Genomic DNA, 21,414 nt, shown 5'->3' on the forward strand with positions numbered 1-21,414 from the left:
GGGCGCTGTGTACGAGCTGAACCGGGTTCGACTGTTCGGCATGGGACCGCGAGGAGCGCGCTTCGGTGACGTCGTGCTGGACCTGTCCGGAGTGGGAGCGCCGATCGGCAGCGGAAGCCTGTTCGAGGCACCGCCGCGCCGGCCGAGTCCCTACAGCCTGCTGATGCTCGAGAACGGCGGGGGCAAGAGCGTTCTCCTGAAGCTGGTGTTCTCAGTGATGCTGCCTGGCAAGCGCAACACGCTGGGGGGTTCGTCCGACGTGCTCGAGAAGTTCGTCGTAGGGGAGGAGGCCGGGCACGTCGTCCTGGAGTGGATGCACGTGAAGTCAGCCGAGCGGGTGATCACGGGAAAGACGTACCAGTGGCGGCGGACGAGTAACCGCGAGGGCAGCAAGTTGGGTGAAGCCTGGTGGTCACTGCGCCCTAGGACTGAAGTCGAGTTGGACACGCTGCCATTTGCCCTCGATGGACGTCGGCTTCGAATGGACGGCTTCAAAGAAGCACTGGAGGAACTCGACCGCGTACACCCGACGACGCAGCTGGCCTGGCTTGGCAGCAATCAGGGCGAGTGGGTCGAGCACCTGCGCAGCCTTGGCATCGAGCCCGACCTGTTCTCCATCCAGCGACGAATGAACGCCGACGAGGGCGACGCCGCGAACGCATTCCAGTTCAAGAGCAGCAAGGAGTTCGTCGACTGGCTGCTGACGGTTGTGCTGGACCCAGCGGACGCGGTCAGCGTCGCCGAGAACTTTGACAGCTACACCGTCAACATCGGCGACCGGGCAGCCATGCTGCTGGAGAGGGAGTTCACCGAGGGCGCCGTTTCGGCCTTGCGGCCTGCCGGTGAGGCACACGGCAGGACGGTCACGGCACGGGCGGAGTTGGAGCAAACAGAGCTCGCCGCAAGGGACTTTGTCGCCGCGGTCACCGCACGGCACCTCGCAGAGCAGGACGAGGCCCAAGCGCTCCGAAGTACGCATTCATCGGCTGCCACAGAGGCGAGCGCGCGCGAGAGCGATCGCGACCGGGCACGAGACGCCGTCAATGAGATCCGCAGGCAAACACTGAGCCTGGCGCTCGCTCTCGCCGAAAAGGACCACGAGAACACGGGGCGAGAGCAAGCTGCGATCGACAGGGAGCTCGCCGCCTGGGCCGCATGCGAGGCAGTCCAGGTCCGAGATCAGGCAGTCGCGGACGCACAAGCACTGGCCCAGCGCTTGGCTGATGCAGAAGAGGGCGCACGGCCGGCCCTTGCCGCGCGTGATGCTGCCGCCGCGGGGCTTCTGGCGAAACTGCACGATGAGGTGGACAAGGCTCGAACTGACGCCACAGTGCAGGACGGCGCCGCCGCGCAGTTCAAGAAGGATGCCAAGCGGGCAGATCAGGACCGCACTGACGCCTTGGTGGCTGAAGAACGGGCTCGCAGCGGGCGGAAGTCCGCCCTGGAGGAGGTTGCTGAGATCGGCCGGGAGGTCGAGCGAGCCACGGTCGACGGACTCCTATCCGCTGGCGAGGACGTGCCCACGGCAGCAGCCGCAGCGCGCGCACAGGCCACCAGGCTCGCCACGGCACTCACGACTGCGGAGACGGACAGTAACACCCTCGCCAGCAGCCTCGAGTCAGCAGACGCTCTCGCCCGCCGGACCACCATCGAAGTGGCGCGCCTCGAGCAGCAGCGGGACGGGAAAGCCCAACAGCTGCAGGATGTCACTGATCGAGCGGTACGCCTGGGCGCCGACGATGTCATCCTTGCCGCGCTCGCAGTCGCCACGCTTGACGCAAACACACTGGACGCGTCCGCGGACGCACTCGCAAGCCAGCTTGCCGACGACATCGCCACACGTGAGGAGCGTCTGGACGCGCTTCGCGCTGAGCAACGCGAGGACCAGAGGGTGCTCAACGCCCTCGGCAACGGTGGATTGCTGCCGGCCCGAGCGGAAGTGGAGGCGGCCATCGAGGTCCTGGACGCAGCTGGGATTGCTGCGCATCCGGGCTGGCGCTACCTGGCACAGAACGCGCCCACGGGCGAGCGCGCCACCCTGGTGGCAACCCACCCTGAGATCGCCGACGGGATCGTCCTCATCGACTCCGCTCAGTTGCCAAGGGCGCGTGTCGTACTGGAGACTGCGCGACTGCTCCCAGCGGCCGCTATCACCGTTGACTCTGGCGCGACGTTGCTCATCGAAACAGAGCAGGTCAGCAGCCGCTATGTCATCGAGCCGAACCCAGCCATGTTCGACGAAGACGCCGCGGAGCTGCGCCGACTCGCGTTGCGGGACGGCATGGCTCGCCGCGGTGACCAGATCACGCCGATGTCGACAGCGCTGCTCCGTACCCGTGACGTGGTGGCCGAGCTGGCCGCCTGGCGGCGAGCTTGCCCAGCAGGCAGGCTCGCCGAACTGGCTGAGGAGCTTGGGACCTTGGAAGCCCTCGTCGAGACTGCCAGAGAACAGCAAACGACAGCGGAAACCGAGGCCAGCACCCTGCGGGAGCGCATCTCTGAGAGCACGGCCCTCACTACCGAGCTGCGCGCCGCAGAGCGAGCAGCCGCCGAGACGGCAAACGCTCTGGAACAGCTCGCCGCTCGGGTAGAGCGCGCCACCGTCGCGCAACGCCGCGCCATCGAGCACCAGCAGACCGCAGAGGCGGCCCACCGCAAGGCCATTGACGCGAAAGCGGTGTGGGAACGCGCGTTGGAGAAAGCGGAAGAGGCGGCTCGGGCCGCGGAAAACTCCCGCGACCGCGCCTCGCGGCACCTGGCCGCGGCGGAAGAAGTCGTCACCTCCAGTGGCGAAGTGAGCTCGACAGTGCCGAGTGAGAGCCTGCTGACGCTACGACAGGTCTACGCCGCAGCCAGTGATGCCTACCGCAAGGTCGAGGTCGGCCACGATCTCCGTGCAGAGGCCGAACGGGCTGCCATCGAGGCCGCCCGCCGTCGCGGCGAAGCCGAGCGCCTTCCGCCCGACCTGCTGACCGAAGCCGAACAGCTGCTCGCCACTGCGGCCGGCGCCGACCGCGCCGGTCGGGAAGCAGCCATCGCAAGGGCCAACCGGGAGAAGGAGCGACTCCGCACAGTACTCAGCACCGCAGCCGAACGAGTCGGACAACTGACCAGTGAGCTACGCCAAGCGAGCCCCGCTGACCGCGACCGCAACGTATGGATCGTCCTACCAGACGAGCGCCGGCCCACCACGGTGCAACACGGCTATCAGCTACTGGAGGACGCACAGGCCCAGCAACGTGACGCGCAGGAGGCCCTCGACAATGCAGTGCGGCACGCCGCTGACCTGCACGACAAGGCGCAGAACGCCGGAGAGGCTGCCCGAGACTTCCGGGAAGCGCTCGTCGCCCTCGAGGCCGGCCTCGACGACAGCGCAGCCCACCCGACACGCCAGACCGCTACGGCAGGGACGGCCACCGACACGGTCGCGTCCTACGACAAGTCTGTTGAGACCGCACGAGAGCAAGCCCAGCACCTCAGGAGCTCCCTACGCGATGCACGTGCCACAGAGGCAGCTGCCACACGAAAGCTCCACAGCCTCATTGACGCGGTGGTCCGTTACGCCAGCGAGCCGCGCTTCGAAGCAATGACGAACGTGGCCCGACGGGCAATCATCAGCCTCGGGCGGGAACACCTGGGCGTCCGTGTCGCTGAATTCGCCGACCAGCTCGCGCAACGCCTCGCCACCCTGGACACGGACCTCGACAGTGCAAGCAAGCACCGCAAGCTCATCGTTGACCGGCTCGCCGCACTGACCGAAGGCGCGCTGAAGACGCTGCGCACAGCATCACGACTGTCCCGCCTGCCCTCCGGCATGGGCGAATGGGAGGGGAAGGAGTTCCTCCGCATCCGCTTCGCGGACCCCGATCCAAGCCTGCTCGTTGCGCGCATCGGTGAGCTCGTCGACGAACTCGCCGCCGCCACGGCGAACCGGAAGCTCGGCAACCGCGGCAGCGCCTCGAAGCGTGACGGCATGACTCTGCTGTTGCGATCGGCCGAGGCAGCCGTGCCCAAGGGATTCACCGTCGACGTACTCAAGCCGGACGCCGTACTGCGGGACGAACGGGTGGCGGTCGAGCAAATGAATGACGTGTTCTCCGGGGGGCAAGAGCTCACCGCCGCCATCATTCTCTACTGCACCATGGCGGCACTTCGAGCCAACGAGCGAGGCCAGATGCGGACCCGCCATTCTGGTGTTCTGTTCCTCGACAACCCAATCGGCAAGGCGAGCGCCACCTACCTCCTGGACTTGCAGCAAGGCGTGGCCGCCGCGCTGGGCGTCCAACTCATCTACACGACTGGACTGTCCGACGACAGGGCCCTTGCGGCTTTCCCCTTGTGGATCCGCATGCGCAATGACGCTGACCTGCGCGCCGGACTGAAGTACATCCGCGTCGCTGAGATCGTCCGTGCTCAACTGCCGGACCCCTTTGACGCCCCCGACGCCGACAGCCCGACATCGGCACCAGGAGCCATCACAGCCGCCCGGGTCTACCGCCGGAGGGTGACCACAGAATGAGCAGCGTGATCGCCTACACCAACCATTCAGACCCACTACCAGCCAGAGCAGTTCGGCTCGCAGCTGCGCTGGAGGAGTGGCCACGACGCACCATCACCCTCTCCGAGGTGTGGGATGTGTACGCGACAGCCGACCCCGCTTCAGCCATGCGCCCAACCCGGCGTGCCGAACTCGCCACCACTCTCGAGGCGCTCATCGCGGCCCGTTTGATCACTTGCTCGCGAACCCGCGACACCTCAGCGACACCAGCGCTGCCGACCAGGCTCACCCTGCCGAGCGCGCAACCGTCGCCGACGGCCGCAGCACTGGCACGCACCATCGCCTGGCGGCCGGAACTCGCATGGGCTACCTCAGCAAGGCTGACACTCGGACAAGTCGAGGTGCTGCGAGCGGTAAACGTCTGGCTACGCGACCGCGGCCGCGACGACGACAACGCGCCGCTGCGGGAACGCTCCCTCGAAGTGTTCGGATACGAGAAGCGCCTTGACACGCTGCTAGGTACGTCGCTGTTCGCCCCAGATCGACTCAGTCTGACTCTGCTACGCACATTCCGGTCCCGTCCACCGCTGTCGACCCGCCGCGTTGGTGACGGCCCGGTCATGCTCGTTGTGGAGAACGCGGACACCTTCGACACGCTGAGCCGGGTACTGACTGACGCACCTTGCGAGGTGGGCTGGATCGCGTGGGGGGCAGGTGCGGCCTTCGAGGCCTCGGTGGCCTCGATCGCCGACCTGACCGAGGTGCGGCACGTCGCCTACTTCGGTGACATCGACGCGGACGGACTACGCATCCCTACCAGCGCGAGCGCGACCGCCGCGCGAGATGAACTGCCCCCAGTCCGGCCAGCAACAGGGTTGTATCAGCTACTCCTCCAGGCAGGTGTGCCGCAACCCGGACAACCACGGCTCTCCCAGGACAAGGCCGCGGAACTGACCAGCTGGCTCGGCGAGCCGCATGCGAGCCAATCCGCTGCGCTCCTCACCCGCGGGTGCCGGCTCGCCCAGGAGACAGTCGGCAAACGGCTCCTTCTGACTGCTCCGCAGTGGCGCGACGGACTGCACTGGCCTACTCCGTGACCGTGTGACCGTTCCCGCTGGATGCCTTCCTCGGGTGGCTGCCGGCACAGGACGGACGTGGGGCAGACGGGCTACTTCTCGCGATGTGCGCCTGGCGGGTGGTCAGCGGTAGCGGATGGTCCCGGCATTGGGTGCCAGCCGGGGCTTGGATGTGGGACGGTCCGACTGCCCGTGTCCGGGTGGTCTGCGCAACTGTCGGTAGGGCCCCATCAGGGTCCGGGGCCGCGGGCGAAAAGCCACCACGTCAGAGCGGCTGAGTGTGTCAGGATCGCCTGCTGTGAAGACTTGGGACGAACTGACTGTCACCGAGCAGGTGCTGGTCCGCCGCGCTGTCAACGGCGCCACCCCGCGTGGAAGCGCGCAGCACGTCACGGCCGTGCTGCGCTGGGCGGGCTCGCCAGAGGTACCGAGGCGGCGCACCACATCGCCCGAGGAGCAGTCGGCGCGGGGGCCGGAGCTGGCGGTGGCGACGCTCGGGCTGGTCGCGGACAGGTGGTTGACGTTGCGTCGGGCGTTCGGCACCGCGTTCGTCCAGGAGGACAGCCCGGAGGTGACGGGCATGGAGCTGGAGCTGCTGGTTTCCGATCCGGGGACGTGGGTGTGGTCGTGCGACGACCGGTCCGGGGCGCCGGAGCTCTCCCTGCGGGCCACCCACGAGGGGCGCCGCCGCTGGGAGGCCCGGGCGTATGCTCCAGACGCCCCGCCCACCATCCACCAGCTGGACCTGACGGAGGACGAGGACCGGGTCCGGGTCTGTGCCATGGAAGCGAGCGGCTGGCTGACCGGACCGTTCGGGATCCTCGCCGATCTGCCGTCCGAGCTGGAGGGCGAGGAGCTGCGGGCGTACGTGGCGGCGGAGCTTGCCCCGGTGGTCCGGTTCGTCCGCGAGGGAGCGATCGAGGTGCTGCACGTCGCTGAGCCCACCGCCGAGGGCACCGTCGTCCCGCTGGAAGACCTGCTGGACGCGTTCGGCGACCGGGAGTTGCGCTGCGACGACCGCGACGAGTGGGGCATCGGGTTCACCTGCGTCCTCACCCAGTCGCCGGCGAACGGGCTCCGCTAGCGCTCTGAGTGTGTCCCCCTTTGCGGCGCAGCGCCGCGGCCATGGCCCGCCGCGCGGCTGTCGAGAGCCCGGTGCTGACCGAGCCGACGTACAGCAGTCCCGCGTCCGCGGCACGCCGATCAGAGCGAGCGCACGTGCTTTCTCGCCGTCTAGCAGCCAGCCGACGGCGGAGCCCGCCCGCCAAGGGAAACGGCAGATCTCAGAACGGTCTCAGTCACGCGAGGGGCGCGCCCCGAACCGTCCGCGCTGCACCGCTGGTCGTGCCCTGTAGTTGCAAGTCGTTCCCGACCCGCGTGCCGGGAGCGGTAAGTTGACGGTCTGCCGTGGACCGTGGGAGAACCGCTGACATGACCATCGATCGGGCCACCCTCAATGGCGCCGTGAAGGCGGTCGTTGCCGCCGCGCACGCCGACGACTCTGCAGAGCTGTACCGGGCCGTCATGCCGCCAGCCGGCACCGCCACACCTCCGGCCGAAGCTGCCACCTGGTTTGGGTCGCTTCTCATCCACCTGGTGCTCGCCGCCGCAACCGCCTCGAAGCTGGAACGGGGCTGTTCCCGGGAGGCCGTCTCGGGGTGGGTCGGGGAGGTGCTGGGCCCACTGCCCACTCTGGCGCTGCTGCGCGGTGCGGACCCCGGCGGCATCGACCACGTCGAAGCAGTGAGCGCAGCGGCGCACTACTCCCGGTTCCACGAGTACACCGTCGACCTGATCTGTTGGGTGGGCCTCGCTGATCCGGATCAGGCACCGGACGCGCGCGGCGTCGATGCCCACTGTACGGTGACGAACGACAAGGCGGCGCGGATCACCGTACTCGGGATGCTCGGCCGCCTCGCTGCGGGTCCCGGCGAGCGGAACTGACGGCGGACACGCCGGCGCAATGGGGCGCGGACACCGTCCTGGTCCTTTGCTCGTGAGACTCACCGCGCTGGGCGGTGGTTGCGGCACAGCAGGGCGATCCAGCCGCGGCCGCCCGTATCGCGCCACCGCTTTCGCACCTCGCGGCGCCGCGCCTTGGCCTGCTCGGAAGTGTGCAGGCCGCGTAGCTCGACCGGGCGACCTGAGCGCGCGCCGCAGTCTGGCCAACGGGAGTACGGCGGTACGGTCCGGCCGTGACCATCCTGCACTCCCTGCCGCTCACCCGTGGGCGCAGCCTCCCGTCTCTCCTGGCGACCGGCGCTGCCGGAGGCGTCGCGCTCGCGACTTGGGGCCTGCTGCTCACCGACCTCGGACCGTCCCTGCGCGAGGCCGGGTTCGGGCCCGTAGAAGCCTGGGCCGCGCCCGCGGTGCTGCCGCTGTTCGCGGCGTTCGCGCTGCGTCAGCGGCTGCTGCTGGTGCCCCTCGGTGCGCTGCTGATGGTGTTGGTCCACCAAGCGTGGCACCAGCAGCAGGGGCCGGTGTTCGGATGGGGTTGGTGGCCGGCCCTGGGTGAGTCGTCCTGCCTCCTGCTCCTCGGCGTGGTGCTGCCGTGGATGGTCCACCTGCCGCCGGACATCCTCAAGGCCGAGCAGGACTAACGGCCCGCCGCGCTCCGACGGCCGCCGACTACCGGCGGAAGCGCGCGAACAATCCGGACAGCCCGGACGGCTTCGGCACCACGTCCGGCACGGAGGTCTCGACGGGCTACACCTCATTGGTGCCGACGAAGACGGCACGTCGAACGGCCTCCCAGTCCTCGCTGCGCCACCAGTCGAACGGGTGGGTGCTGCCGATCACCGGCACGGCCAACGCCTCGGCGAACGCCCGGTCGGTGTAGACCTTGGCGTCCCGCCGCGCCGGCGGGATCTTGGTCTGGTAGTTGACCACCAGGACGCCGCCGTCGACCGGCTCGGTCCCGGTCATTTATCCGTTCGATCCTCCAGGCGCGGACCGCGCCACTGTTGACTTCCTCCACCGGGTAGTCACGGGTTCGTGCCATGGCGCGGTCGCCGAAAAACCTCTCATCGCCGTGCCTGTCCAAGCAGTTTTTGTGCAGTTGGCCATCAGCATCCGTGGCGGTGACGCGCACGAACCTGCTCAGCCGGGCGGCCGAAAGATGACGCCGAGGGTGACTGCTCGGGCTAGCGTGAACGGTGCGTTCTCGTCGCCACTCAAGTGCTCAATGGTGGCCTGCAGCGCAGTGGCGCCGCTAGAGGCGCAGTTGACGCGCAGCGCCTGCCGCAGACTCTCCCTTGCGGAAGTGACGTCACCACCCACCAGCTCGGCGTAGCCCGTGGTGACCCAGGCATTCTCGTCGTCGCTGTCGAGCAGGACCGCCTCGTCGGCCAAGTGTAGGGCGATCTCTGGTTGTCCGCGGTTGAGCTGGAGTTGGGCTAGCAGGACGAGTGTGGTTCGGCGGCTGTCGATGTCGGGATCGTCGTGTGCCCGCTCTGCGGCCTGGTCGAGCCGGTCCGCCCAGATAAGCCCGTCCGGGTCCTCGCGGCTCTGGCTGCCTCTCAGTGCTGCTGAACTATCGTTGGCTGTCCGCCAGTTAGCCGAGATCAAACACGGCGGTGACCGGTGCGTGGTCGGACCAACGGTCGGCATGGGTGGCCGCCCGCTCGACGTAGGCCTCGATGGCCTTATCGGCGAGATTCTTGGTGGACACGATTAGGTCGATCCTCCAGCGGAACGACGCGTTTTCTAAAAGGTCCACCCGTTCGAGTGCGGGTGGTTCGGATACGTCGGCTGGCCTGGGCGGAGGGGACTACCCGTGGGCAGTATGACGACCCTGGCGCCGGTTCGGGCGGTGGTTGGTTCGCGTGTCTCGGACACGCACGGGCAGGACGGGAAGGTCTCACACCTGGTGCAGGCGGAGTCCGCTGCCCGGCACGCGCTGTCGAAGGAGTGGGAGATCGTCGGGTCGTTCGAGGACCTGGACGTCTCCGCGGAGATCACGCCGTGGAAGCGCCCGGACCTGGGGCCGTGGCTCACCGACCGGCAGGGCGAGTGGGACGCGTTGGTGTGGGCCAAGGTGGACCGGGCGTTCCGGTCGGCGAAGGACTGCGCGGACGTGGCGCACTGGGCGGAGGAGAACTGCAAGGTCCTGGTCTTCACCGACGACGGGATCACCCTGGACTACCGGGAGGGGAGGGAGTCGTCGTTCGGGAACGAGCTGGCCAAGGTGTTCCTGATGCTGGCGTCGATCTTCGCGGAGATGGAGCTCAAGCGGATCAAGGCCCGGGTGGCCGGCGCGCACCGGCATCTGCGGAAGACGGACCGGTGGGCGGGCGGGCAGCCGCCGTACGGGTACCGGATTGTCGACCGGCCTGGCGGCGGGCGGACGCTGGAGCCGGACCCGGTCACCTCCGAGGCGGTCCGCTACATGGGCAAGCTGCTCTTGGAGGGGCAGAGCCAGTGGATGATCGCCACGGCCCTGGAAGCGGCCGGCTTCGACACCCCCGCCACCCACGTGTTCAAGCACCAGGGCGAGACGTACTCGAGCAAGCGCAAGACGCCGCCGTCGAACCACTGGAACGCCTCCAGCGTCGGCAAGATCCTCCGCTCTCCGGCGACGATGGGCTTCAAGCTGATCGGCCGCTCCGTGAAGGCCCGCAGGCTCGCCCGTGACGCGAAGGGCCTCCCGATCCGAATGGCCAAGCCGCTCTTCACCGACGAGGAATGGGCGGCGATCCAGGCGGCGATGGACGAGCGGTCGGTGACCAGAGAGCGCTCGAACGGGGCGGCGCCGTGGCTGGGGGTGGTGCACTGCGACCGGTGCGGGGACCGGCTCTACCGGCAGGAGAACCACGCCCGCAACGGTCGGGTCTACGAGTACTACCGGTGCGTGCGGAAGACCGGGAAGCCGGCGTGCAAGGGGCAGTCCGTGAAGGCGCAGCGGGTGACCGCGGCGGTCGCCGCACTGGTCGACCGCTTGGCCGGCATGGCGATGACGGTCCGCAAGTTCATCCCCGGGGAAGACCACACCGAGCAGCTGAACCACGTTGCCCAGGCCATGAAGGACCTCCGGGAGGAGAAGCGCCGTGGCCTGTTCGACTACCCGGGCGGTGACGACGAGTACTCCGAAGCCCTCGAAACCCTTGTCGACGAACGCCGACGCCTCGCCGCCCTCCCGCAACGGCCCTCCGCCTGGGTGGACGTGGAGACCGGCCAGACATTCGCCGACGCCTGGACCCAAGCTGGCCAGGAGCACCGCCGCCAGCTGCTGATCGGCCTCAAGGCCCGCCTCTACATGGCGCCGACCGTCGAGGGTTGGTACCTGCCCGCCCAACTCAACGCGAGAGTGCGGCAACAAGGCGCATGACGCGGGACGTCGATCGAGTTGCCGGCCGCTCGCTGCTCCGACACCGCGCTCGAGACCACAGCCCTCACCGACCGCAGAACAACAACCTCCACGTCTCGACGACAGACCGGACTGGATGGACCGGGTCCACGCGGACATGGGCCCGGACGGTGGTGGGCGCTGGGCGGAACGCAGCCTCGGCACATCGGGCATCGGCTCCGGCGGGTCCTGATCCCTCGGCTGGCCCGTGACAGGAGATTGCCGACGGCAGAGGCCGCGGGCGCGGGTCGCGGGACGGATCTCGGTGATCACCCAACGCGTCATCCATGTCGCGGCTAGGGTCCTTGAGTCAGGGAGTCTTACGACCATTGATCAGGTGTGGGGGGATAGATGGCCGCAGGCACGCCTGCAACTGTTCGCACGGGGTCGCTGGGCGTGCTGGAGCAGGCCGTACTGGACGCCGGGTATGACCTCACCCCGGTCCTGAACCACCTTCACGACCTCGGGCTGCGCGATCCTTCCTGGACGGTGAAGCGTTCTCTGGCGGTCGGACTCGCCCACTGCTCGTTCCTCTACGAACACCCTGATCTGTTTCCCGGTGTGACGAGAGGTCTGCTGGATACGCTGTACGGACTCGGGAACACCTACATCTGGCGGCATGCCGGGATCCGGGGATACCAGCAGCTACAGTCCCCGCTCACGGCGGGCGCGCTGAGCAAGCATGCCAGCACGGTCTCCCGCCAGGTCCCCGACTGGGCCATGCAGCAGCCCTGGCTTTTGCGCTCGTGCCGGTTGAGTACGGGACTGGAAGGGAAGCCACTGCCGCCTCGAGTGGCTGCCACCGTGCTCCTCCAGCTAGTTGGAGTGCTGTGCGTGCTGGACCGGCAGGATGTGGCCGAGAGGCTCACCGAGAGCCTGGTCGCCGACGTGACCCGATCCGAGGCAGTCGCCGATCCCAAGACGAGACTCCAGGTTCTTCTCGGCAAGGACGCGCCGACCTACGAGTTCAACCGTGAAGGCCCTGACCACGAGGCGGTGTTCACGGCTATAGCGGCCGACAGCACGGGCCGGCAGGGAATTGGGAGGGGCAGCAGCAAGAAGGCAGCCTCCCGCAACGCGGCGCTGGACTTCATCGCCCGCCACCTGCCCCATGCCCTCCAGGCCGTCGAGCGCCTCGAAGTCCGACGAGTGCCGCCAGGTGAGATACCGGGTCACGCAGCACACGTGGCTGCCGTCCGGCGAATCCAGGATCTGTTCTCGTTGCCTCCCAGCGCCCGCCCGCTGCTGGGACAGGCGCTGGTCCATGCGTCCTGGGCATATGAACAGCGCCCGCTCCTCGAAGCGATGCACCAGCACGACAACCAGCCACTCGGGTTCATCGGGTCGCACGTCCTCAGCTTCGAGTACGTTCTCGCCCAAGCCCGCCGCGCGGTTCTCTCACCCCCAGACGCGTTTCTCAGCACATCCGTGCCCAACGCCGTCTACGACTCCGCTCTCCGCCTGGCAGGCCTTGAATCAGCACTGCTACTCGGGGTCGGCCAAGAAGGTCAGGGCATTCCCATCGAACTGGGTTCCAACGCCTTCCAAGCGGTGATCGCCGCCGTGTTCGTCGCCAAGAACTTCCCGCCCTCCCTCGCGGAGGATTGGCCGCTGGAGTGGAAGGCTGTATGGCCCGGGCTCATGCCCGAAGCCGCATTCGACACCACAACGGCGCTTGAGAAGATCGCCAGCGGCATGCAACTGCAGGTCGAGTACACGTACCGCGAGTACGGCCCGGACCACGACAAGCAGCGCCGCGCCACTGCCGTACTGACCAGCCCCCTACTGCAGACCAGTGTCAGCGCCCGCGAGGGTGAGCCGATCTCCGCGAAGAAGGCCGCACGGCAGGCCGCGGCCCAGGTCGTGCTGGACATCCTCGACGCCTTGGCCAGCCGCAGGCCCGCCAAGGCGCTCGCCGCCGCGCCTGAACGCGACCGATCGGTCGCCCGCTTCATCCTCGCCCACCAAGCCGCCGCTCTGACACGGAGCACGATCCCTCTGCCCCGCTGGATCAGCGGGCAGCTGTTCGGCCTCCACTGGGCAGCCTCATCCGAAGCCCTCCTCGAGTGGGCCACCGAAGCAGACCAGCTCATGACGCGCGCAATGAGCTTCGCGGACGGAATCAGCTCGTTCCAGAAGGCCTTCCGAGCCGCCCGCGACGCCGAGCGGGCTGATGACCAGGCCCGCAGCATCGACCTCGAGCTCTCCAACCTCTTGGGCCGCATCGAGCGCCTGGACGACCCCGAAGCCCTGACCGGCGATGACCTCCAACGGCTGGTCCAGCTATGCGACATCTACCGCTGCATGGGCACCGATGATCCCGACACCGCCCTCGCGGACATCGTCGACGACTGGACCCTGCTACACCGCGGACGCCTCGACATCACCGGCAGCCCGGACAAGCCCGACGCCGAACTCACAGGCCGCGAACGGGCCGTTCTCGACGCCCTCGCCAGCACCCTCCTCAAGACCGCCCGCACGGCCTCCGTCGAGATACTTGGCAGCCAGCCGCTGCGCCTGCGGTTCAACGCCGACCTCGACGCCACCCAACAGCAAGCCGTCGACCAGGCATGCACGCTCTGGGCTGGCGTAACCCGGACTGTGACCATCACACCCGTACACCAGGGCATAGAGGCAACCATCGCCGGCACCCACGCCCCAGCGACCCGCGGCCCCATCACCCGAGCCGCCCTCACTGCGCTGAGACCCGGCACCGAGCCGTACCTCGCCTCCGTCGCCGACCTCCTCCACGACCTGAAGAACCAGGTCACCGCCGCGCGAACGGCGGCCTCGACGCCGGCCAACAGCCGAACGGCCAGACTCGAGCACCAGCTGACCGCCAGCCGGCACCTCGACCAGGCCCAGGCCCTGGCCATCCGTCTGAAAGCCTCCACTTCCACGCTCAGCTACGACGGCGAACAGGCCATCGAGCTCGGGCCGTTCTTGCGCACGTACGCCGCCACCGTCCTCACCCGGCTCCCCGGAACGATCTCCCTGTCCATACCGGACGCCCGCCGCGCCGCCCACATAGCGATCGGAGATCGAACGCTCCGCGCCATCTTGGACAATCTCGTCGGCAATGCCATCGAAGCCATGCCCCACGGAGGCGCGATCACCCTTGAATGGACCGCCGACGACTATGAGGCCGTCGTCGAGATCGCCGACACCGGCCCCGGCGTACCCCCCGACATCCTCAACGCCCTCACCTCCGGCGAACGGATCCGCAGCACCAAACCCGGCGGAAACGGACTCGGCCTGCTCGGGGCACGCTCACTCCTGACCCGCGCCGGCGGACACCTGGCCGCGCCACCCACCGCGTCCGGCACCACCTGGCTCCTTACCCTTCCCGTCGCACCAGCGCCGTCCCGGGAGACATCGTGACCCAACCCCTCGCCGACGTCCGTATCCTCGTAGCAGACGACCAAGAAGACGTCGCCAGAACTCTGTGCAGTCCACTCCGCCGGGCCAAAGCACGCCTGCATTTCGTCACGGACGGCCAAGCAGCGCTCCAGGCCCTCGCCAGCAACTCCTTTGACCTCGTCCTCCTCGATATGAAGATGCCCCCCGACGAATGGGGCGGCGTCTGGCTCCTGCAGCAGCTCCAGACCAGCGGCTCGCGAACTCCAACCCTCGTCCTCTCCGGTGAAGGAGCAAAGCAGCAGGTCATCCAGGCCATGCGCCTAGGAGCCACCGACTGGATCGACAAAGCCGACACAGATAAGGAACTCCTCGACCGAACCATCACCATCCTCGCCCAACACCATCAGCAGGCTCTGTCCGCTGGCAGCGAGCAACTCCCTACCCCCGTCGCTTCCCGCCTTGCCCGCTACCTCCGGACAACCGACCCCGACAAGCAGCTGACCGAAGGACTCCACACCCTCGAGGCAGTACTCCGCCTCGCCGCATTGATCGGATTGGCCAGCACACCACCGTTCGCCCTACCTGGGATCACCCTCGACCGCCTCGCCGCCCCGAGCATGGGAACGTGGCTGACCCTGTGCACCGCACTCGCCAACAGCCCCGCCCCGAGCGGCAGCTTCCAGCGTCTCTTCGCCTGCCTCGCACCAGACTCCCAAGCCCGGCAGGCCATCCAGGAATTCGTCACCATCCGGAACCAACTCGCCCACGGCAGCACGACCGCACGCCGAGCAGACCTGGACCGCCTCGACACGCTGCTGCGCCGCTTCGCGCACCGGGCCGTCTCGTCCGGCGTCGGCGAGATCGCCGTCGCCACGGCCATGACCTATGACGGGGAGAGTTACGCCGTCGACGTCCTGACCTTCCGCGGAACCGGGAGGCCCAGTCCAAATACGGTGTCCGCCAAGAATCCGCCGGTCAACGGCTCCGTCCTGCTTCTCCACAAGGACGCCGAACCGATCTCTTTGACTCCGCTGATGGTCTCCACCGTCGCCGAATCATCGGGATCCATACACATTCTCCAATTTGATGGGCTCCAGCGATCCAAGAGCGCGCCGAGCCCCAGCGCAGCCCTCAAGTTCGCTCGAGCACACGTCGGCGAGGAGGGTAGTGTCGGAACCTTCCCCACGCCCACGTGGCCGGCACTTGCTGCATGGACCGGCCGGACCTGACCGGCTCGGCGGACTGTTTATCGGGCATGGGTCTGTCGAGCAGCAAGCTGTGTCGCTGAGGCAACGCCTGCCTGGGCGCCCAGTCGAGCACTCACTGATGTAGTGCCACGTGCCCACTCGCCGTCCCCGGGCGCGCCCCAGCCGGCGGTGGCGCCGGGGGTGCATCTGCCGTTCGTCGTGCCGGGCACCCACGATGCAGCAGATGACCAGCTCATAGTGGGTAACCGCGCAGGCAGGGTCAGCTTGCTCGGTGACCCTGCTGAGGAGCGACGGTGAGGACGGCCAGACCCTTGCCGACACCCCGCCTCCTGACCAGCCAGCTAGTAGCGTGGCCGCGGATGATTTCGTACGGCACGGGGAGGCGGCGGTTGAAGGGCTCCGGGGCGGCGGGTTCCCGTCGGCGGCAGGTGTGGGCGCAGTCCGTGAGGAAGGCGCGGATCTGCCTGAGGGGCCTGGCGGAGGGCGACACGACCTCGCGCGAGCTGAAGGACGTGATCGAGGAGGTACTGGCACCCGAGTACAAGGGGCGGGTGATCGTCGAGCTCCTGCAGAACGCCCACGACGCGCACCTGGCCACACCGGGCGGCGGGCGGGTGGAGATCCTGCTCGACGAGACCGAGGGCGAGCACGGGGTCCTCTACGTGGCCAACGGCGGCCGTGAGCTGACGCCGAAGCGCTTCGGCGCGCTGTGCCGGGTCGCGTCGTCCAGCAAGCGGCCGGACGAGGGCATCGGGCACAAGGGGGTGGGCTTCAAGAGCGTCCGTGAGCTGACCGAGGCTCCGGAGTTGTACAGCGTCTCGGGCCCGGCCGCGAAGGCATTCGACGGCTACTGCTTCCGGTTCGCCCTGCCGTCGGACTTCGACCGGCTCGCGGCGGAGGCGGCCCCGGACGACCCCGGCGCGGCGGACAAGCTGCGCGCCAACCTGTCCGCGCTGACCGTCCCGGTGCTGGTGGACGAGATCCCCGAGCCGGTGCGGCAGCTCCGTCGCCACGGGATCGTCACCGTCGTCCGCCTGCCCCTCAAGGACGCCGCCGCCCGCGCCTCGGCCGCCCGACAGCTGCGCGAACTCATCGACGACAGCGCGCCGTTCGAACTCTTCCTCGACCGGCTGGCCACGGTCGTGGTGACCCACGCCGAGGCCGGTGCCGCCCCGACACGCGCCGTCTTCGGGCGGCGGGTGACGACGCTGTACAAGGCCCGCGGCCTCAGGATCGAGGAGGTGGCGCTGCGCCGGGGGCGCCTGAAGCTGGTCCTGGTCCGCAGCAGCGTGCCGGAGGAGCGCGTCCTCCCCGCCATCGCGGCCAGCGGCGACATGGGCACGGCATGGGACAAGTGGCGCGGGTCGGCCGAGGTGGTGGTGGCGGTCCCGGTGGGCAAGCCGTTGACGCGCGGCCGGCTCTACACCTTCCTGCCGATGAGCACCACGACCGAGTGCCCGGTTGACGGGTACGTCAACGCCCCGTTCTTCGCCCATGTCAGCCGCCGCTCACTCGCCGTCGAGACGCCGTGGAACCAGCTTCTGCTGGACGAGGTGGCGAGGGCCTGCGCCCGCGCGGCCGTACTGGTCGACGAGGGGCGGGTGTCGCTGCCGGGCGAGGCCGTGATCGACCTGGTCTGCCGACAGGGCGCGGAACTGGAGCGCCTGCGGGAAGCGTTCCGGAAGCTGGACCGCAAGCTCAACGAGGTGGCCTTCATGTCGAGGGTCCACCCGGAGGGCTCCCGCACCTCGTTCGACCACGGCTACCTCGTCGAGCAGCCCGAGGGCGTCGAGGTCTTCACCCCGCAGGCCATCGGCGCGACCGGTAGGGCCGAGATCATCGACCCGGCCCTGGACCCGCTGCGCGCCGAACGGCTCCGGACGATGGGCCGTCTGCTCCGACTGCGTTTGGAGCCACCGACCGCCGAACTCGCGCGGTGGGCCGAGGCTGTGGCCGAGGGGCTGGCCGCAGACACCGGCACGGAGGAGGCGGATCACGAGCGCTGGGCCGACTTCTACCACGACCTGGCGCTGTCGTTCCCCGACGCCGCCGAGCTACGGGGCAAGCGGATCGTCCTCGACACGAGCGGCCGACTCGTCCCCGCCGGTGGCGAGCACGTATTCTTCCCCGACACCGGCGACGTCCTGCTCCAACCCGACGCGCTGCCCGTCCGCGTGCGGGAGCACCTCGCCTTCGTCCACGACGCGATCCCGTGGTCGGGAGGCCGGGGCCGGGCCCGGAGCCGACGTGTCGCCGGGCGCCGGTGGCTCGAGCAGCAGGGGCTCGTGCAGACGTACACCCCGGTGGCGCTGCTGCCCGTCCTGACCGCTGTGATGCGGCAGGACGGGCAGGACGACGAGACCCGGCGCGAGTGCCTGCACCTGGCCTGCCGCCTGTGGAGCGCGCAGGGCCAGCGGGCCGGTCGCATCGAGGGCCTGCTCGTTCCCACCAGGAGAGGGTGGTCGTCCGCCCGGCACGCGATGTTCGGCCCGGGCTGGCTGGGCGTGACCTCGGCCGTCGACGACACGCTCGTCAGCTTCCTGGACCTGACTCAGGCCCTGGACGACTCCCTCCGGAAGGCCCACGACGCGCTCCTCCGGCCGGCCGCCGAGGTGTGCGAGGGCAGCGGCACCGATCCGGCCGCGCTCCAGCGCTTCCTGGAGCGCCAGGGTGTGAGCCACGGCCTGCGCCCGACGTACCGGGCTGTCATGGGGTCGGTGAAGGGGAGCCAGCTCAACTACCCGAGGTCCTTGGACGCGTACGGGTCCGTCTGCAGTACCCTCCTGGCGCACCGGGCCTGGACGGAGACGGCCCAGAACTGGCGGAACAGGCGCGGGAGCCTCTACTCGACTGTGGCCTACCGGCCCCACAACGGCGTGCTGGCGAAGCTCCCGGGCCAGGACGTCTACGCCGAGTTCTCCGAGGAGGGCCGTCGGCTCTACGCCGAGCTGATCGTCCACGGCCTGGACAGGTGGCGGGACAGCGCGCTGGAGGTCCGCTTCACCGGAGGCAGCGACCGCTCCGGCGCCCTCTGGCCGACTCCGCTCGCCGCCTTCCTCTGCCACGCGCCGTGGATACCGCAGACCCTGGACCACCGCGGCCGGAGCACCTTCGCCCCGGTCTCCACCGCGTGGTGGTGGAGCGAGAGCGAGCAGCCGCCCGCCTACCTCTCCGTCGTGCCCGCGGGGCTGCGGCAGCTGGCCACCGGCACGGCGCTGGGCCGGCTCGACCTGCTGGGCGTGCGCCGCTGGTCCGACCCCCGCACCGCCCTGGACCGGCTTCGTCACCTGCCCCAACTCCTCATCCAGGCACCTCAGTTGCGCCGCGGCGTTCACGTCAACGCGATCCGTCGCGCCTACGAGCGGGCCTGGTCGGACCTGCTGCCGCCCCACCCAGGCCGGGACGTCCGTCCGGTCGGCGGTCGGCCCACCGTGCCGGAAGCCCTCGTGATCTCCCGGGCCGGCGCCCTGGAGGTCCTTCAAGTCGGCCCCGACGGTGAAGCCGCCGAGCCGGTCTACCTGCCGGACCCGGGCAGCAGCCAGCAGCGCAATCTGCTCGACCAGGTCCCCGTGCCGGTGCTGCCGCTGGACGACCGGGCGCTGGGCGGCCGGGTGTACAAGCACCTCTCGGACCACGACGGGTTCGAGCCCCGTCCGTGCAGCGAGGCGGCGGTCCAGGTGGTCGCGGACCAGCTGCCCGCACCGCAGGCGCCGAGCACGCCCCTGCTGGAGTTCGCCGGCCCCTGGCTGCGCACCCTGGTGGCCGCGGTAGTGGAGTACGACGAGGACCGCGCCCTGCGTCCGGGGACGGTCACGGTCGCCCGGCTCACCCGGAGGCTGCGCTCCTGCTCCCTGGTGCTCGCTGCCAAGGCCGTCACCCATGTCGCCGGACACGTGCTGGCCGCCACCGACCGCGCGGTGTTGCACGACGACCCCGAGCGCCCCTGCCTGGTCGTCGTCCAGGCACCGCCGCGAGCGGACTGGCCGATCCTGGAGGCGGCCGCGCCGGGCATCGCCGAGCTGGTCGGCGCGCCGTACCGAGCCGACGCACTGGAGATCGCCCTGGTGAGACTGGGGCAGCGAATGCGGAATCGTGGAACCGCCGAGGTGACGGAGGCTGACCTGGCCGCAGCACTCCGCCTGCCGCTCCACCGGCTGGAGGCGGTGCTCTCCGACCGTGCCTCCGCCCGCTCGGGCAGCGCCCGGATGGTCCCCGTGCTCGCCTGCGAGGACGTCGAGCTGGCGGAACAGCTGCAACAGCTCCAGGAGACGTTCAACAGTCGCGAGGAGCTGCGCGGTTGGTTGGCCGAGAACATCGGCGACGATCGCGCCGAGCTGCTGCTCTCACTCCCGGAGGACGACTGGCAGCGGCTGCTGCTACGGCTCGGCGTGCCGCTGGAGCGGGCCAACCGCGCGTGGGAGGTCCTCGGGCTTGCCACGATCGACAACTCCGCCCTGCATACCCGCCAATTCGAGGCATGGCTGCAGGGCAACCGCTCGCGGCTGGTGGACCGGGTGCGCGACGCGTTCGAGGCCTCCCACCGCGCCGGGCGGGCGCTGGGGGAGTACCTGCGGCTTCGCGAATTGCCGGGGCTCGGCCCCGACCCGGCGTGGCACCGGACGCTTTGGGAGCTCCCCGTCCAGCTGATGGCCGACCATGCGGACCGGTGGCTGGCCGAGCACCTGCCCCCGGCGGGCAAGGACTCGGGGGCGCTGCCGCCGGTGAGCGAGGTCCGGGGCGTGTGTGTGGGCTTCGTGCACGCCCGACTGCCGGAACTACGCAGCCTGATCGAGCGCTGGGTCACCCGGCAGGGGGCCGGCATGGAGTTCACCTGCCCTGGGGCGGCGCGAGTCGCCCAGGAGATGGAGGCGGAGGGGCTCCTCGACTTCGCTCCGCTCACCCGCAAGGCACTGATTGCCTGGCTGCGCTCGCGTGGTTACTGGCCGGACGGGATGCCAGCCACGACGAACCTCGCCGATCTCGGGCTGGAGGGCGACATGGCGGGCCGTCGGCCGTCGTCGCCGCGCGACCGCCGGGCAGCGGCACCGTCGGGGCGGTCCCAGACACCGACGCTGGAGTTCAACGGCGAGCTCCTGCCCATAGGGAGCGACGACCTGCGCGAACTCGCGCGCACAGTGGTAGGCGACCTTACCGAGGCGCAGCTGGCGACGCCGGTCAACGTGGTGCCCCCCGAGGCTCCCGGCCCCGCTGTCGCCATCCCGCGCCAGCGCGGATCCGGCGGCTCAGGGAACGGCACGGGCGGCATGCGGGAGTCCGGCAATGGCGAGAAGCCCGTCGCGGTCGGCCTCGCTGGCGAGGTGGTGGTCGGCGCCTGGCTGGAACGGCACTTCGGGGTGCCGCCCGAGGAGTCGTGGAAGTCGGAGATGCGCCGCCATGTACTCGCCGACGGGCTGGGCAACGACAGCCTCGGCTACGACTTCCTGATCCGGGACGGCGAGCGCACGCTGCTCTTCGAGGTCAAGTCGTCCACCGGCGCGGACGGCGACATCCACCTCGGGGACACCGAGACGCGGGCCGCGCGGGCGAGCCAGCTGGAGCCCGACGTTGAGTACCGGATTGTCTACGTCTCCCACGTCAACGACCACGAGCGCCGGAGGATCACGCCGCTGCCCAACCCCTTCAGCGAGTCCGGCCTGACCGTCTATCAGATCGTCAGCACCGCGATGCGGCTGCGCTTCGTCCTGCCACAAGAGGAGTGACGGCTTTGCGCCGGTACCCAGTCCCGGCCGCCACCAGGTGAGTGGATGTAACGTCTCGGCCGATTCACGGCCGGGGCGGAGAATTCGTGAAGGGGGATCTCCCCGGCGTCCCGTCGCACCGACCGGACGCCGGCTACTGGTGGAGGACGACCCCGACCCGTTTTCGGTGTTCGGGCATAGTGTGCAGGCCGGTCCGGCCGAGTGCGGT

General features: G+C 69.3%; 11 protein-coding genes and 1 pseudogene. 9 read left to right on the forward strand and 3 right to left on the reverse strand.

The annotated features are described in order from the left end of the window. Nucleotides 1-7 precede the first annotated feature (7 nt). From ABTY15_RS24875 to ABTY15_RS24895, 5 genes are all read left to right on the forward strand, one after another. Nucleotides 8-4,519, forward strand: coding sequence for a coiled-coil domain-containing protein (locus ABTY15_RS24875; RefSeq protein ID WP_350599421.1), 4,512 nt, complete (start codon nt 8-10; stop codon nt 4,517-4,519). Then, nucleotides 4,516-5,595 (forward strand): Wadjet anti-phage system protein JetD domain-containing protein, encoded by a 1,080-nt coding sequence (locus ABTY15_RS24880; protein ID WP_350599424.1) that lies wholly within the window; start codon nt 4,516-4,518, stop codon nt 5,593-5,595. The genes ABTY15_RS24875 and ABTY15_RS24880 overlap by 4 nt, the downstream gene beginning before the upstream one ends. A gap of 277 nt (nt 5,596-5,872) precedes the next feature. Beyond that, entirely contained in the window at nt 5,873-6,658 is a 786-nt protein-coding gene (locus ABTY15_RS24885) for a hypothetical protein (protein ID WP_350599431.1), read from the forward strand. A gap of 347 nt (nt 6,659-7,005) precedes the next feature. Continuing rightward, on the forward strand, nt 7,006-7,518 hold the full coding sequence (locus tag ABTY15_RS24890) for a hypothetical protein (RefSeq protein WP_350599437.1): 513 nt from the start codon (nt 7,006-7,008) through the stop codon (nt 7,516-7,518). 251 nt (nt 7,519-7,769) lie between these two features. Continuing rightward, nucleotides 7,770-8,174, forward strand: a complete 405-nt coding sequence (locus tag ABTY15_RS24895; protein ID WP_350599440.1) for a hypothetical protein — start codon at nt 7,770-7,772, stop codon at nt 8,172-8,174. Between the two features lie 106 nt (nt 8,175-8,280). Here ABTY15_RS24895 and ABTY15_RS24900 read toward each other — a convergent pair whose 3' ends face one another. The 3 genes and pseudogenes from ABTY15_RS24900 to ABTY15_RS39840 all read right to left on the reverse strand — a co-directional run. Next, complete coding sequence (locus tag ABTY15_RS24900) at nt 8,281-8,499, reverse strand: hypothetical protein (protein WP_350599443.1); 219 nt, start codon at nt 8,497-8,499, stop codon at nt 8,281-8,283. A 174-nt stretch (nt 8,500-8,673) separates the two neighbouring features. Continuing rightward, a complete protein-coding gene (locus tag ABTY15_RS24905; protein ID WP_350599445.1) occupies nt 8,674-9,141 on the reverse strand; it encodes a tetratricopeptide repeat protein in 468 nt (155 codons plus the stop codon). After that, nucleotides 9,128-9,262, reverse strand: a pseudogene (locus ABTY15_RS39840) (exodeoxyribonuclease III); the annotation flags it as partial. The pseudogene ABTY15_RS39840 and the gene ABTY15_RS24905, both read right to left, overlap by 14 nt. A 96-nt stretch (nt 9,263-9,358) precedes the next feature. Here ABTY15_RS39840 and ABTY15_RS24910 point away from each other — a divergent pair. From ABTY15_RS24910 to ABTY15_RS24925, 4 genes are all read left to right on the forward strand, one after another. Next, a complete protein-coding gene (locus ABTY15_RS24910; RefSeq protein ID WP_350599492.1) occupies nt 9,359-10,900 on the forward strand; it encodes a recombinase family protein in 1,542 nt (513 codons plus the stop codon). A 369-nt stretch (nt 10,901-11,269) separates the two neighbouring features. Next, on the forward strand, nt 11,270-14,299 hold the full coding sequence (locus tag ABTY15_RS24915) for an ATP-binding protein (RefSeq protein WP_350599448.1): 3,030 nt from the start codon (nt 11,270-11,272) through the stop codon (nt 14,297-14,299). Next, complete coding sequence (locus ABTY15_RS24920) at nt 14,296-15,507, forward strand: response regulator (protein WP_350599451.1); 1,212 nt, start codon at nt 14,296-14,298, stop codon at nt 15,505-15,507. Before ABTY15_RS24915 ends, ABTY15_RS24920 begins: the two co-directional genes overlap by 4 nt. 422 nt (nt 15,508-15,929) lie before the next feature. After that, nucleotides 15,930-21,206, forward strand: coding sequence for a sacsin N-terminal ATP-binding-like domain-containing protein (locus ABTY15_RS24925; RefSeq protein ID WP_350599454.1), 5,277 nt, complete (start codon nt 15,930-15,932; stop codon nt 21,204-21,206). Nucleotides 21,207-21,414: the final 208 nt, after the last annotated feature.

Source organism: Kitasatospora sp. NPDC097643 (genome assembly GCF_040302625.1).
Classification (GTDB): domain Bacteria; phylum Actinomycetota; class Actinomycetes; order Streptomycetales; family Streptomycetaceae; genus Kitasatospora.